The sequence below is a fragment of the Mucilaginibacter pallidiroseus genome, assembly GCF_007846085.1.
In the GTDB taxonomy this organism is placed as follows: domain Bacteria; phylum Bacteroidota; class Bacteroidia; order Sphingobacteriales; family Sphingobacteriaceae; genus Mucilaginibacter; species Mucilaginibacter pallidiroseus.
In genome coordinates, this window is record NZ_VOEJ01000004.1 from 215,829 (window position 1) to 230,232 (window position 14,404).

General features: G+C 43.6%; 15 protein-coding genes and 1 pseudogene. 9 read left to right on the forward strand and 7 right to left on the reverse strand.

What is annotated here, in order from left to right; all coding sequences use genetic code 11:
• Positions 1 to 105 precede the first annotated feature (105 nt).
• Positions 106 to 465: a hypothetical protein gene (locus FPZ43_RS10245; protein ID WP_146381817.1), complete on the forward strand. Its 360-nt coding sequence runs from the start codon at positions 106 to 108 to the stop codon at positions 463 to 465.
• A gap of 209 nt (positions 466 to 674) precedes the next feature.
• Here the strand turns inward: FPZ43_RS10245 and FPZ43_RS19280 are convergent, their stop codons facing one another.
• Both FPZ43_RS19280 and FPZ43_RS19705 read right to left on the reverse strand, forming a co-directional pair.
• Positions 675 to 848, reverse strand: a complete 174-nt coding sequence (locus FPZ43_RS19280) for a DUF6496 domain-containing protein (protein WP_186461810.1) — start codon at positions 846 to 848, stop codon at positions 675 to 677.
• 49 nt (positions 849 to 897) lie between these two features.
• A pseudogene (locus FPZ43_RS19705) lies at positions 898 to 1,547 on the reverse strand (CatB-related O-acetyltransferase).
• Between the two features lie 266 nt (positions 1,548 to 1,813).
• On the opposite strand from FPZ43_RS19705, the gene FPZ43_RS10260 reads away from it, so the two are divergent.
• Complete coding sequence (locus FPZ43_RS10260; RefSeq protein WP_146381820.1) at positions 1,814 to 2,908, forward strand: AI-2E family transporter; 1,095 nt, start codon at positions 1,814 to 1,816, stop codon at positions 2,906 to 2,908.
• 5 nt (positions 2,909 to 2,913) lie between these two features.
• Here FPZ43_RS10260 and FPZ43_RS10265 read toward each other — a convergent pair whose 3' ends face one another.
• Positions 2,914 to 3,219 carry a hypothetical protein gene (locus tag FPZ43_RS10265; RefSeq protein ID WP_146381821.1) on the reverse strand — a complete coding sequence of 102 codons (306 nt, stop codon included), beginning with the start codon at positions 3,217 to 3,219 and terminating at the stop codon, positions 2,914 to 2,916.
• 78 nt (positions 3,220 to 3,297) lie between these two features.
• Here FPZ43_RS10265 and FPZ43_RS10270 point away from each other — a divergent pair, with 78 nt between their 5' ends.
• The gene (locus FPZ43_RS10270) at positions 3,298 to 4,248 is read left to right on the forward strand and encodes an MBL fold metallo-hydrolase (protein ID WP_146381822.1); all 951 of its coding nucleotides are present in this window, start codon (positions 3,298 to 3,300) and stop codon (positions 4,246 to 4,248) included.
• 1 nt (position 4,249) lies between these two features.
• Here FPZ43_RS10270 and FPZ43_RS10275 read toward each other — a convergent pair whose 3' ends face one another.
• The 4 genes from FPZ43_RS10275 to FPZ43_RS10290 all read right to left on the reverse strand — a co-directional run bounded on the left by FPZ43_RS10275 (position 4,250) and on the right by FPZ43_RS10290 (position 8,205).
• On the reverse strand, positions 4,250 to 4,846 hold the full coding sequence (locus tag FPZ43_RS10275) for a hypothetical protein (protein WP_146381823.1): 597 nt from the start codon (positions 4,844 to 4,846) through the stop codon (positions 4,250 to 4,252).
• Positions 4,847 to 4,944: 98 nt separating this feature from the next.
• Positions 4,945 to 6,369 (reverse strand): D-alanyl-D-alanine carboxypeptidase/D-alanyl-D-alanine endopeptidase, encoded by a 1,425-nt coding sequence (dacB, locus tag FPZ43_RS10280; protein ID WP_261381046.1) that lies wholly within the window; start codon positions 6,367 to 6,369, stop codon positions 4,945 to 4,947.
• Positions 6,353 to 6,769: a hypothetical protein gene (locus FPZ43_RS10285; protein ID WP_146381824.1), complete on the reverse strand. Its 417-nt coding sequence runs from the start codon at positions 6,767 to 6,769 to the stop codon at positions 6,353 to 6,355. The genes dacB and FPZ43_RS10285 overlap by 17 nt, the downstream gene beginning before the upstream one ends.
• A 5-nt stretch (positions 6,770 to 6,774) precedes the next feature.
• Positions 6,775 to 8,205: an APC family permease gene (locus tag FPZ43_RS10290; RefSeq protein ID WP_146381825.1), complete on the reverse strand. Its 1,431-nt coding sequence runs from the start codon at positions 8,203 to 8,205 to the stop codon at positions 6,775 to 6,777.
• A 147-nt stretch (positions 8,206 to 8,352) separates the two neighbouring features.
• Here FPZ43_RS10290 and FPZ43_RS10295 point away from each other — a divergent pair, with 147 nt between their 5' ends.
• The 6 genes from FPZ43_RS10295 to FPZ43_RS10320 all read left to right on the forward strand — a co-directional run bounded on the left by FPZ43_RS10295 (position 8,353) and on the right by FPZ43_RS10320 (position 14,401).
• Positions 8,353 to 10,590, forward strand: a complete 2,238-nt coding sequence (locus tag FPZ43_RS10295; RefSeq protein WP_146381826.1) for a sodium-translocating pyrophosphatase — start codon at positions 8,353 to 8,355, stop codon at positions 10,588 to 10,590.
• A 72-nt stretch (positions 10,591 to 10,662) separates the two neighbouring features.
• Positions 10,663 to 10,944: a hypothetical protein gene (locus FPZ43_RS10300; RefSeq protein WP_222430961.1), complete on the forward strand. Its 282-nt coding sequence runs from the start codon at positions 10,663 to 10,665 to the stop codon at positions 10,942 to 10,944.
• Positions 10,945 to 10,984: 40 nt separating this feature from the next.
• Positions 10,985 to 11,206, forward strand: a complete 222-nt coding sequence (locus FPZ43_RS10305) for a hypothetical protein (RefSeq protein ID WP_146381828.1) — start codon at positions 10,985 to 10,987, stop codon at positions 11,204 to 11,206.
• Complete coding sequence (locus tag FPZ43_RS19710) at positions 11,193 to 11,483, forward strand: type II toxin-antitoxin system RelE/ParE family toxin (RefSeq protein ID WP_146381829.1); 291 nt, start codon at positions 11,193 to 11,195, stop codon at positions 11,481 to 11,483. Before FPZ43_RS10305 ends, FPZ43_RS19710 begins: the two co-directional genes overlap by 14 nt.
• A gap of 155 nt (positions 11,484 to 11,638) precedes the next feature.
• Positions 11,639 to 13,156 (forward strand): amino acid permease, encoded by a 1,518-nt coding sequence (locus FPZ43_RS10315; protein ID WP_146381830.1) that lies wholly within the window; start codon positions 11,639 to 11,641, stop codon positions 13,154 to 13,156.
• Positions 13,157 to 13,228: 72 nt separating this feature from the next.
• Entirely contained in the window at positions 13,229 to 14,401 is a 1,173-nt protein-coding gene (locus FPZ43_RS10320; protein ID WP_146381831.1) for an MFS transporter, read from the forward strand.
• The last annotated feature ends 3 nt before the right edge of the window (positions 14,402 to 14,404 follow it).

Here is a 14,404-nt window from a genome sequence, read left to right on the forward strand (position 1 = left end):
TTTAGGCACGAAAAAGGTCCGATTGCTTAGATACTTGAAGTTGCGTCATTTATTATTGGGAACTGGTGAAAGGTAAGGGTATCTCCCGGATGAGTTTATAACTTAATGAAAAAGATTTTTACGGCTTTATACTTAAGCATCAAGGCTCGGCGGCCGGAAGGTACTCCATATTTTCGCGTGCAGTTGATAATAGCGACTAATATTTATTTTCATGTAATGCAAGTAATGACCCTGCTTAAAATTGAAGGGCTCGAAATTACAATTGATAAATCTGTATCAATTGCTGTTACTATAGCTTTGTTGCTTGTGGTTTTTAAGCTTTTTGCCATCTACTTGCCAAAACAGGAAATCGATTGTGTTGCAATAACTGATTCTGAAAGAAAGAGAGGCACATACATATTTTATGCATATACGATTTTAAACTCGTCTCTTCTTATGTACTTACTCACAAGATTAGTTAAATAAGTAGTTTGTGAAATGTTATAATACGTCCTCTACGAGGGGTTGCATTCAAACATTTTGTGAAATGGGACAGAAATGATTTATGAAATAACGTTTACTATAACTGTTTACGTTTAAAGAATGTGCTGATGCGGGAACGTATATATTTTCAAATTAATATAATATTCTAAAAAATCTTAAACTAAAAGCCTCCTCAGTAGGAAGCCTCTAGTTTATTTCTTCTTCGGTACTTTGGCACCTTCTTCGCGGGCTTCTGAAAGGCCTATGGCAATGGCTTGTTTGCGGCTTGTAACTTTTTTGCCGCTGCTGCTTTTCAACTTGCCCTCTTTCATCTCGTGCAAAACCTCGCCAACTTTTTCGCTTGCTTTTTCTGAATACTTTGCCATGGTTTCCTGTATTATTGATACTTAAACATAGCAAAGCTTCTGCCAGTTTTTAAAGGGCAATACGTTCCAGTGCATCGAAATCTACACCGTTGATAAGCGCAAGATGCGCTGTGATCTTTTCAGCGCTCCAGTTCCACCAGGCAATTTTTTGCAGGCGCTCGATCTGGCTGTCAGTATATCTCTTACGAATTTCCTTTGCGGGATTGCCGCCTACTATGGTGTAAGCGGGCACGTCTTTGGTAACCACGCTGCGGGCTGCGATGACGGCACCATCACCAACTTTCACGCCCGGCATAATCAGGGCATCGTAACCAATCCAACATCGTTGCCGATAACTGTATCGCCTTTGTTAGGGAACTTTTCAATCAGGTTTTTGCCCTCAGTTATCTTTTCCCAGCCGTTGCCAAATGCAGCAAAAGGGAATGTGGACAAAGGGCCGGTTTCGTGATTAGCTCCATTCATCATAAACTTCACATCAGCTGCGATGGCGCAAAAGTTACCGATGATAAGTTTGTCGCCTATAAAATCGAAATGATAAAGCACGTTCTTCTGCTCAAAATTTGACGCATCGGTAAAGTCAGCGTAATAAGTATAATCGCCGACGATGATATTGGGGTTAGTGATTTGATTTTTTAAAAATACCAGATTGGTATGCGGCGCAATAGGGTGAAGCGCGCCAGGGTTTGGGCCGTTAAGCATAAAAACTAAATTTATAAAGTAAGTATAAAACAAGTTAAAAACACAGGCCTGTGTCTTTATCAAATAAAGATGCAAGAGCTATATGGCTAACAGGCCGCTTATACTATCACTTTAGTAAATTTTAGTTATTGGGTGCCGCAAATATACAAAAGCGGTGCTATATCTGTAAATCGCTCTCCTGTTATGTTTATTAATACATATTTGTGGCTCGCAACCAAACATAAAAATGCTGTGCGTGTTGAGCAATAAAATTTACCCCTGCTTGTATGATTCCGAAAAAAATAATTGCCCCTTTTTACGAACGTTTAGCCCTTATACTAATTGGCTTTTGCCTTTTAGGTTACCTCATAATCCTGGCTAAGGATTTGGTTGATCCACTGATATTTGGGTTTCTGTTTGCAGTGCTGCTTTTGCCTGTATCGGATTTTCTGGAGCGCAAATGCCGTATGCCGCGCAGCATGTCGTCGTTTTTGGCCATACTGTTGATGCTGGGTTTCGTGGTAGGTATCATGTACTTGGTAGGGGCGCAGATCTCGAAACTGTCAAACGACTGGCCGATGCTGAAGAGCCAGATAGATCAATCACTAACCAGTTTACAGCTTTGGGTGCAGGATACCTTCCACATCGCCACCAATAAACAAATGGTGTATGTTGAAAGTACAGGGCGTAAAATTGTAGCATCGGGTACTGCGGTGCTGGGTACTACCTTTAGCGCCGTGTCATCACTGCTTTTGTTCTATGTGTTTATAATGATCTTTACGTTCTTCATACTGTTTTACAGGCGATTGCTGCTACGTTTTCTTATTGCAGTATTCCAGGGCGACAACGATTATGTAGTGATGGACATCGTACAGAACATACAAAAGATTCTGCGTCAGTATATATTTGGTTTATTGCTGGAGATGGTTATAGTTGCAGGTGTTGCCATAGCCGTCTTTTTTATGATCGGTATTAAATATGCGGCATTGCTGGGTATAATAGTTGGCCTGTTTAACATCATTCCTTACCTAGGTATATTTACCGCTTTGCTGTTGAGCACGCTTATCACCTTTGCTACCGGCACTATAAGCGATACCATAACAGTTGCCATAAGCGTAATAGGGATACATGCTGTAGATGCCAACTTGTTGCTGCCTGCTGTTGTAGGTTCAAAAGTTAGGCTTAACGCATTGATCACATTTATAGGAATCATCCTTGGCGAAATGCTTTGGGGCCTATCAGGTATGTTTTTATCTATCCCGATCATTGCCATATTCAAGATAATTTTCGATAGAGTGGAAGGCCTGCAGCCATGGGGATACCTGCTTGGCGGCGACTATGAATATAAGAAGAAGGCCCAGGAAAAAATGAAGACCGAATAAGGGAACTACTTTGTTAATTGGTAAATGCGTATCGACACCATCACCCCATAAATAATCAGGATGATGGTATTGAGCGTTAAAATCCAATTAAGATCGGCGTACTTATACTTATTTTTTGCGCAGATTACAAGCAGCGTTATAAAGCATAGTATAAGCAAAATAGGGAAAGCCAGCACCCAGGGGTTTTTAGGCGCCAGGTAAATATGTTGTAGTTGTGCAGCGTCGCCTTTCAAAAAAGGTATCATGGCAACAACAAGTAAAATCAAAAATATACGTACGGCTGATTTTGCGGCTATCTGGCTTGCTTTCATTACGGGCGCAAATTAAATATTTTGCTGCTATTGTGTATAACACCTACTTGGTTGAAACACGATAGTTACTTTTGCATCATGGTATCACTGCGTTATTCAATACTCATTTGCTTGTGCGCTCTTGCAATTAATTGCTTCGCGCAAACTGCTAAGCCTGCTTTCAGATTAGTGCCATTGGGCGTTTTAGGCGGAGGTGATGAAAGCAATCTTTCGTCATACATGCTGGCGCCTGTTGGGTCAAATAGTTATATATGCCTTGACGCAGGCACCTTGCGTTACGGGATAGAAAGAGCCGTTGCTAACAAAGTCTTTAATAAAAATGCAGAGCAGGTACTGAAGCAGAATATCAAGGCCTATTTGATTTCGCACGGGCACCTTGACCATTTAGCCGGGATGGTAATTAACGCGCCCGATGATACCACTAAGAATATCTACGCCCTGGGTAGCACCATCGAAACCCTAAAAACAAAGTATTTTACCTGGCAAAGCTGGGCCAATTTTGCCGATGAAGGTGAGGCCCCTGCTTTGAAGAAGTATCATTACAAAGTAGTTGATCCCGGTAATGAGGTTGCTATAGAAAATACCGAACTTGCCGTTCGTGCTTTTCCGCTTGCCCACGCAAATTTAACCAGCACAGCATTTTTGGTACGCAGCGGCGAAAACTACTTGCTTTACCTGGGCGATGTTGGTCCTGATGCCATCGAAAAAAGTGATAAACTTCACCAGCTTTGGGAAGCGGTTGCCCCGCTTATACGCTCAAAAAAACTTAAGGCAATAATGATAGAGGTTTCCTTCCCGAACGAGCAGCCCGACAAAACCTTGTTTGGGCATTTAACGCCCAAGTGGTTAATGGCCGAGATGGGCGAGCTAAGTAAAATGTCAGGATCATTAAAAGGCTTAAACGTGGTAGTCACCCACCTTAAACCGCCGGCAAGCAGCATCAACAAGATCAAGGGGCAGCTTAAAGCAAACAACGCAATAGGCGTTAATCTTATCTTCCCTCAGCAGAGCAAAGCATTGACCTTTTAGGTTATTTATCGTCAAGCAGGTCGATACAATTGGCAGATAATGCTTTGAGGCGTGTGCTAAGCGTGGCGTTTGCCTGCTCGTCGTTTATGTTTTTGTAAAGCATTTTTATCAGCGTAAGCGTCTCTGGGCTGGGGTCGCAGGCCTGGGCTTTCTCAAGGTGGGGCAGGGCTTTTTTGACAGTAGCCGTGTAAATTGTTTTAAGTCGTTTGTATTCCGCAGCGTTAGCGCGTGCAGCGTTCAGTTTGTCGGCAATATCATCTGCCTGTTTATTGTAAATGTAACCTAACGCGCGGTGTACCACATAATAGTTAGGGGCGGCGGCGGCTACTTTTTCATACAAGGGCAGCGCCTTTGCGCTCTGGCTGTCGTTTTCGTAAAGACTTCCCATCGAAAAGTAGAAATTTGTGCGTGCCTTGTCAGCTAATTTAGCAGCATTAGGTAACACCTCTTCGCCAATTATAAACGCACTATCCCTGCGGCTCTCTAGCCGGGCCAGGTTAAAATCGAGATAGCGGTTATAGACTTGCTCTTCCGATTGCGCCTTAGCCAGCATAACCGACGAGGATAATAGTATTATTAAAAATGCCCTTTTTAGCATATCAAGTTATTTTGAATATCTGCCTGAGTAAAACCTTGTGTGTTGGACTGCCCTTTAGGTTTAAAGTTTAATAAAACCCCGCGCTACCACCCGGTGTCTTATTTTAATTCGTCCAGCACTTTAAAAATCTTGGCCCTTATGCCGCTGCCTGGCCCATTGTAGTTATTCACCATGATGGAGAAGCACAGTTGCCGGCCATCGTGCGTTTGGAAGCCTGCATAAGCCTGTACGCCGTTTATGCTGCCGCTCTTCATTTTCATATCGTTATAAATTGGCAGGCTCTCGTAAAAATCATTGAACCAGTCGGCTGTCTTTGCCGACTGTAAAATACGCGCCACGCTTAAGGTTGTTACCCTGTCTTGCGGCGATAGCCCACTCCCGTCATAAACGTTTAATGATCGTTTATCAATGCCTTTTTGTTCCCAAAATGCCTGCATTACATCGCGCCCGTTGGCCGTTGATGGTGCTTTGCCCATTTTATTTGCAACGGTTATTAGTAACTGTTCTGCATAAAGGTTTACGCTTTTTTGGTTGAGCCAGTAAACTATCTTGCTCAACTCGGGCGATTGTATAGCGGTCAACGTAGCGGTTGCCTGTGGTACTGCCTGGTTTTTCTCTGCCAATTGCACGGATGATTGTGGCTCGCCGCTCACGGTTATACCCAGGTGGTTAAGGGTATCATGCAGGCGCAGGGCCGCGTCATAAGCAGGGTCGGGTATGGAAGCTGCTATACGTTTCTTTGTTTGGTCTACAGCGTAAGTACCGCGCAGGTACATCACTTTACTGTTAAAGGCTGGCAGGTAAGGGTATGCCTGATCGCCGGTTTTTGCTGCTCCGTTTATCAGCTCGCTTTTGTATTGCAGGTAGTTGGTTTCGGGTATAGTACCGGCAACGCCAACTGGCGTGCCAACTGTACCTGTACGCAAGGCTATATCAAACTGGTTTTCGCGCCAACAAAGGCCGGCAATGCCCGCGCCGTAATAAGTACCAAGGTCCTGCCAAATCCAACCATCGGGGATGGCTTGTGTGTTGAAAATTCCGTTATCGCCAATTATGCGCCCGTTTATTTTTTTGATACCTGCTTTTTTCAAAGCATCGACCATTGTATTTAAAATAACGTTCTCTTTTGTTGATGCGTAGCGCCAGCTACCAAGGGTAGGGTCGCCGCTGCCTTTTATGATAACATCGCCGTTCAAAGTGCCGGCGGTTATGGTGCCCGTATAGCCAAGTTGGGTTTGGTGCTTAAAATCCTTGCCTAAAATGTTAAATGCCGTAATGCTGGTAACTGTTTTAAGCGTAGAGCCTGGTGCAAGACCAACATTTGGGTTGGCGGCAAATACCTGTTCGCCGGTTTTGGCATCAAGCACCGTAAGCGAAACTGATGCGTACTTGCACTGGCTATCCTGCTGGAAGCGCGTAAAAGCTACTTGCAGTTTTTGCTGAAGCGTTTGCGCAACAGCTTGCTGGAAAAAAGAAGAAATGCTAATGACGGCAATACAGCCTATTTTACTGATAGTATTCAAGTCGTTGTTGTTTTAAGCGTGCCTGCTCTTGCGTTGTCAGGCGGTTCCAGATATGGGTAGGGATACCCGGTTCGTCTTTCCCTTTAACGGAAACGTTACCAGTATATAAATCAATAAATTCCCAGTAAATAATAAGTTTGTCAGTCAAAATAAAGTCCATCCACCCATCGGCCACCAACTCCATTTTTTCGTTTAAGATTGATATGCCGGAATAATTATCAAGGCTGCCATCAAGGTAGTTGGCATGTTTGCCTTCAATACAACTTTCCGACCAATCGAACCGAAGCGGTCCTTCAAATTTATAATAGTTTTCCAAATCAAATAACAGCTGCCGCTCAACTTCGGCCCGCAATAGCGGCCCCATAGTTTGTGAGTAGCCATAATTATTAAAATCGGCCATTGTACTTATTCAATCTGTTGCGTTTTTACGTTGCGTTGTGATATAAAGTAAATAGGTATGCCTGTAAGTACAATAATCAAACCGTATTTCACGTAATCGCTTTTGTAAACGCATAATAAAATGCAAAAAGCAACCCCCATTAAAATATAGATGGCCGGTATAAGCGGGTAACCCAGTGCTTTGTACGGGCGTTCGGCATCGGGGCGCTTAGCACGTAATATAAATACACCGGCAATTGTAAGTACGTAAAATACTACAACAACAAAAGATATCATATCCAGCAAATCGCCGTACTTGCCGCTCAGGCAAAGTAACGATGCTACCACGGCCTGTATCCACAAGCCAAATTCAGGCACAGAGTTTTTGTTAAGCTCGGCAGTTTTCTTGAAAAATACCCCATCTTTGGCCATGGTATAATAAACCCTCGCGCCCGAAAGAATGAGGCCGTTGTTGCAACCAAAGGTTGATATCATAATCATTACAGCGATGATCATGGTGCCGATGTTGCCAAATATTACCGTTGATGCAGTTACAGCAACGCGATCTTTCTCTGCAGTGGCAATTTCGTTTAGCGGTAACACTGCGGTATAAACAACGTTAGCCAAAACATATATTACAGTAACTATCAGCGTACCGAACATCATGCTGAGTGCCACATCTCGTTTAGGGTTTTTCATTTCGCCGGCTACAAAAGTTACGCTGTTCCAGGCGTCACTGCTAAATATTGATCCTACCATAGCAATAGCGATAGCGCCAAGTGCAGCGTTGATGATGTAGTCGCCGGTGGCAGCAGTGCCATCGGTGTTTAATTTATGCATGTGCCAGGCATCAGCCCAGTTGGCGTTCCATACATCTGCTTTAAAGGCTATAAAGCCGAAAATTATCAAGCCGAACAAGCTTAATAATTTGGTCATTGTAAACGTGGTTTGTATAAGCTTGCCGCCTTTAACCCCTTTGGTGTTGATATAGGTTAAAAAGAAAATTAATACGATAGATACGATCTGAGCAGCATTGATCTTAAGCGAACCTATATTGAACAAAATATTTTCATCGCTTACAGCAGGTATAAGGTATGCCGTAAACTTTGAAAAAGCCACACCTACTGCAGCTATGGTACCGGTTTGTATCACAGCAAAAAAGCTCCAGCCGTATAAAAACGCTACCAGTTTGTTGTACGACTCTTTAAGGTAAATATATTGCCCGCCCGCTTTTGGGAACATGGCACTTAGCTCGCCATAGCTTAAGGCTGCAGTCAGCGTCATGAAGCCTGTTATAAGCCACACGGCAATGAGCCACCCGGCCGACCCCACATTGCGAATAATGTCGGCACTTACTATGAAAATACCCGAGCCTATCATTGAGCCGGCCACCAGCATGGTGCCGTCGAGCAGGCTCAGCTCATGTTTCATGTTTGATGAGGAATTGTCGTTTGCCATTAAATGTGCTTTTTAAAACTTAAACATATTCAAAAACTTTATTATTTGACACGCTATTGTCAATAATTAATTTACTATTTTGCATTACCAATTATAGTTGATCGTCCTTAGTATCAACAAAACCAGCTTATTATAAACTAAATTATTATGGAAATTTTGAACAATTACCTGATTTACCTTATTCCCGTTTTTGGGCTGGTAGGGTTACTCGTGATGGCTGTAAAGTCGGCCTGGGTAACCAAACAGCCAACCGGCGACGAATCTATGAACCAGCTTGCGGGCTACATTGCAGATGGGGCAATGGCGTTTTTGCGTGCCGAGTGGAAGATTTTGAGCTACTTTGTTGTGATTGCCGGGTTGCTATTGGCCTACTCGGGCACAACTGTAGAAACATCAAGCCCGATTATTGCCGTATCGTTTTTGATAGGTGCATTCCTGTCGGCCTTTGCAGGTTATATAGGTATGCGTATCGCAACCAAGGCTAATTTGCGTACCACCCAGGCGGCTAAAACAAGTTTGGCGCAGGCACTTAAAGTATCATTTACCGGTGGTACGGTTATGGGCCTTGGTGTTGCGGGTTTAGCCGTTTTAGGTTTGGGGTCATTGTTCATCGTTTTTTACCAGCTGTTTGTTGTGAAAACGGGCGGCAGCGTAAATGGGCATGCCATGGAAAAGGCGCTTGAAGTTTTAGCGGGCTTTTCTTTGGGTGCAGAATCTATCGCTTTGTTTGCCCGCGTTGGTGGCGGTATTTATACCAAAGCTGCCGACGTAGGTGCCGACCTTGTAGGCAAGGTTGAAGCAGGCATACCCGAAGATGATGTACGTAACCCTGCAACAGTTGCCGATAACGTAGGCGACAACGTAGGCGACGTTGCCGGTATGGGTGCCGATTTATTTGGATCATACGTAGCTACTATGCTTGCCACAATGGTATTAGGTCGTGAAATTGTATCTAAAGATGCATTTGGCGGCATAGCCCCGGTATTGCTGCCAATGGTTATAGCGGGTTTGGGACTGATATTTTCGATAGTGGGAGCTTCATTAGTTAAGATATCTAAGGAAAGCGACAGCGTGCAAAGCGCCCTTAACTTAGGTAACTGGGCCTCGATAGTGTTAACCGGTATAGCCACTTATTTTGTTGTGATGTGGATGCTGCCGGAAGGAAACATGTTTTTGACGCGCGACCTGGATGCGGCCGGAGCCGTAAAACAAGGGGCTTTGGTATTTACCAAAACAGGCGTGTTCATGTCTATTGTTGTCGGGCTGGTTGTAGGGACGCTCATGTCGATAATTACTGAGTACTATACCGCCATGGGTAAACGTCCTGTGTTAAGTATTATTAAGCAGTCGTCAACCGGGCATGCTACAAATATTATTGGTGGTTTAGCCGTGGGTATGGAATCAACCGTGTTACCAATTCTGGTATTGGCGGCAGGCATTTACGGCTCATACTTTTTTGCAGGTTTATATGGGGTGGCCATCGCGGCTGCAGGTATGATGGCTACTACTGCTATGCAATTAGCCATCGACGCTTTCGGCCCGATTGCTGATAACGCGGGTGGAATTGCCGAAATGAGCCGTTTGCCCGAGGAAGTGCGCGGACGTACAGATAATTTGGATGCCGTAGGTAATACTACTGCTGCTACAGGCAAGGGTTTTGCCATTGCATCGGCGGCTTTAACATCGCTTGCCTTGTTTGCCGCTTTTGTTGGCGTGGCTGGTATAGAGCATATCGATATTTATAAAGCCAATGTGCTTGCCGGGTTATTTGTGGGCGGCATGATTCCCTTTATATTCTCGGCGCTGTGTATTTCGGCAGTGGGCCGTGCGGCTATGGCGATGGTAGAGGAAGTAAGGAGGCAGTTTCGCGAAATTCCGGGCATTATGGAATACAAGGCAAGGCCCGAGTACGAAAAGTGCGTAGAGATATCAACCAAAGCATCTATCCGTGAAATGGTTGCCCCGGGCTTGATTGCGCTCATAACTCCGTTAGTTATTGGTTTTGCCTTTGGCCCGGAAGTATTGGGCGGCTTGCTGGCAGGCGTAACCGTTTCCGGCGTGTTGATGGGAATCTTCCAAAGCAATGCAGGCGGGGCATGGGATAATGCCAAAAAATCATTTGAAAAAGGGTGCGAGATAAACGGAGAGATCTATTACAAAAAATCAGAACCGCACAAAGCATCTGTTACCGGCGATACCGTGGGAGATCCGTTTAAAGATACATCGGGTCCGTCTATGAACATCCTTATCAAACTGATGTCGATCGTTTCATTAGTAATAGCACCACACTTGAACCATTCGGTACAAACCAACGACCGCATCCAAAAAGAGATTAAGGTGCAGTCGATGAATACGCACGTTATAAAGGCTGATAAGAGCGTATAAGGTAGGTAAGTATTAAAGGGCCGCTTGTAGAGCGGCCCTTTGATTTTAAAAGTTGATACGTTATCTTTCGGCATGGAGCGCAAAGCATTAACCGCCATATTACTTTACTTACTTTGCCTGTATGATTTTTATTTATACCTGCCAGATATACTCGATCTTTTCCACGTTGATTTCTTCGCGCCCGATCCCGGTGTATTAATTTACTTTGATGCCGCCATGCTTTTGTTTGGCGGGCTTGTATTAGGGCTATTGCTGAGGAGGCAGCCTGGGAAGTTTAATAAGTACCTTGGTGCGCTCATGATATTAAGCAACCTTATACTTACACCATTATTTATATGGAGAGCGTTGCCGTAAAATTGTTGATATTAATGAATAGGATATGTAAATTTGTTATATGACGGTATCTATCAATGTACATACTGAACAAGAAGAAAAAGTATTGCTGGCTTTTTTAGATAGCCTGAAGTATGATTATATAAAGGATGATAACGACGCACCCCTTACTCCTGATCAGCGAGACGAGATATTATTGCGTGATAAAGAATTTATTGACGGGAGAAGTTCAGCTCGCGATTGGGCAGAAATAAAATCTGAATTAGGAAGTGTTTCCCGTTAAGCTTTTAAAGAAGGCTGAGAAAGACCTAAAGGTTGCTTGTGAGTGGTATGAAGAAAAGCAGCATGGTCTTGGAGGAAGGTTCTTTACTGCTGTAGACAATCAAATCGGTCTGATATCGAAAAATCCGTTGCAGTACAACCTGCGTTTTTCTGAAAGATACCGCTTTGCGCCCACAACGGGCTTTCCTTATCTTATTGTATACAGGTTTGACGAGTTTAGGCGGGAAATTATAATACTTGCAATATTTCACACAAGCAGAAATCCCTTAAAGTTTTAATTTTTTTAAGCGATATAAGTAGCCGTTTAAACTTTTTATTCGGTAAACATTCGCAATCACCTTGTTACATTCCGTACTTTATCTTTTCAATAAATTTAAGTACGTTTGGGCTAACTGTTTTTAAAGTTTTACTAAACTGATCTTATTAATTTAAAATGAAGGTATTTGTTAAAAAATCTATTGAACAATTAACGGCCTCATCGGAAGGGGAGAGCCTTAAGCGCACGCTTGGGGCTGGCAGCCTTATAGCGTTGGGTATTGGTGCAATTATTGGTGCCGGTTTGTTCGTAAGGACTGCTGCTGCTGCCGGCGAACACGCTGGTCCGGCGGTAACCTTATCATTCATTGTAGCAGCTATCGGCTGTGCTTTTGCCGGCTTATGCTATGCTGAATTTGCTTCTATCATCCCTATTGCCGGTAGCGCGTATACTTACGCATATGCTACAATGGGCGAAATTGTTGCCTGGATAATTGGTTGGGCGCTAATATTAGAATATGCCTTAGGTGCTGCTACAGTGGCCATAAGCTGGAGTGAATATGCCAACAAGCTCCTCGGGGGCGGGATACCTTACGAATGGTGTCACTCGCCAATGGAGTCGGTAATTGTAAATGGTCAAACCATCCATGGTATAGCAAATATCCCTGCTCTTTTAATCCTGATCATCCTGTCGTTACTACTAATAAAAGGTACCCAGGAATCTGCTACTGTTAACGGTATCATCGTATTTATTAAAGTAGCCATTGTATTGGTATTTATAGCTATTGGCTGGCAGTATATCAATCCTGCTAACCATACACCATACATCATCCCTGCCGATGCTCCGGATATCATCCAGCAAAATGGTAAGCCATACTCTTATGCTCCGTTCTTCAACCACGGTTGGGGTGGTATTATAAGCGGTGCCGGTGTGGTATTTTTTGCTTTCATCGGTTTTGATGCGGTATCAACTGCTGCGCAGGAAGCTAAGAACCCTAAACGTGATATGCCTATTGGTATATTGGGTTCATTGGTGGTTTGTACCATATTATACATTTTGTTCTCTTGGGTTTTAACAGGTGTTGCACCTTATACCGATTTCATGAAATCAGGTAAAGAGGCTTCCGTAGCATTTGCTATCAGCAATTATATGCATGGTTATACATGGTTATCAACCCTTGTAACCGTAGCTATTTTAGCTGGTTTCTCATCAGTGATTCTGGTAATGCTTATGGGGCAGTCAAGGGTGTTTTACACCATGTCTACAGACGGCTTGTTGCCTAAAGTGTTCTCAGACTTGCACCCAAAATTCCGTACGCCATATAAAAGCAACCTGATTCTGTTTGTATTCGTTGGTGCTTTCGCGGCCTTTGTTCCCGGTAGCGTAGCAGGCGATTTAACTTCAATAGGTACTTTGTTTGCGTTTATACTGGTGTGTGTGGGTGTAATTTTATTACGCAAAACTGATCCTAACCTTGAGCGTCCGTTTAAAACACCATTGGTGCCATTGGTGCCAATATTGGGTATTATTGTTTGTGCCGGTATGATTGTAGGCTTACCAAGCGAAACACAAGTAAGTGCTTTAGTGTGGATGATACTGGGCTTGCTTATTTACTTCGGCTACAGCAAAAAGCACAGTAAGCTTGGCAAAGTGGCCGACATACTACCAACTGCATCAGATTTCGAAAAACAGTAATTTTTTGATTACGATATAGTAAAAGGTTCTGCCCGGGCAGAACCTTTTTTGTTTTCAACGCTTTTGTATGCAATGAAAACTAAACGGCTGCTTTGGGTGCTGGTATTTATTGCGGTGATAAACTCAATGGGGTTTGGTATCATTATCCCTTTACTTTATCCATACGGTAAAAAGTTTGGCGTTACCGAGCAAACCATTGGGTTATTAACTGCCGCTTTCTCAATAGCGCAGTTTTTTGCAACTCCGGTATTGGGTTCATTATCAGATAGGTTTGGCCGCAAGCCAATACTTGTTTTCAGTTTAATTGGCACGGCCGTATCCTTTGTAATGTTTGGTTTGGCTAACAGCGTTGTTATGTTGTTTGCTGCAAGGATTCTCGACGGGTTAACAGGTGGTAATATCTCGGTAGCGCAGGCCATGGTATCAGATATTTCATCCCCGAAAGACCGGGCAAAAAACTTTGGGATTTTAGGATCCGCATTTGGTTTTGGTTTTGTAATTGGCCCTGCGGTAGGCGGGCTGCTCAATAACTTCGGCATGAAGGTGCCCTTCTTTTTTGCGGCTGCCGTGGCCGTTATAGGTGTGCTTTTAAGCCAGTTTTTGCTCGCCGAAACCAACAAACACAAGGATGATAAGGAAAGTGCCGAAAAGAATAAATTTAGTTTCGCCGCTTTAATTACCGTGCTTAAAATGCCGGTAATTGGCACGGCCATATTCACCGGTTTTTTGCTTACCATGGCACAGTTTACCATGATCATTGGTTTCCAAACCTTTAGCACTGACGAATTGAAACTTAATCCCACCCAGATAGGCTTGTTCTATGCCGGTTTTGGCGTTACGGGTATTTTGATGCAGTTGGCTGTGCCTGCAATTAAAAAGGTAATTTCATCGCAGGCGCTCATTCTCATATTATCTACCATTTGCTGCCTGGGTATGATGACCCTTGCAGGCTTCGCTACCGGATTGGCACTTTTTGCCGTCGCTATAGGTATATATGGCTTATTTAACGGTTTGCGTAACCCTATGCTCAACGCCATTATAGCCGACCACAACGACGAGGCCGAACACGGTAAGGTGATGGGTGTAAATCAATCATACGCATCTATTGGGCAAACGCTGGGGCCCATAACCGCCGGATTAATTACTGCTGTATCCATACATAGTGTTTTCTTTTTATCATCTTTGTACATATTGATAGCGCTATTGTTTAGCCTTAGGCTTAAAGCGAAAGAAAACAAATCCTGATCT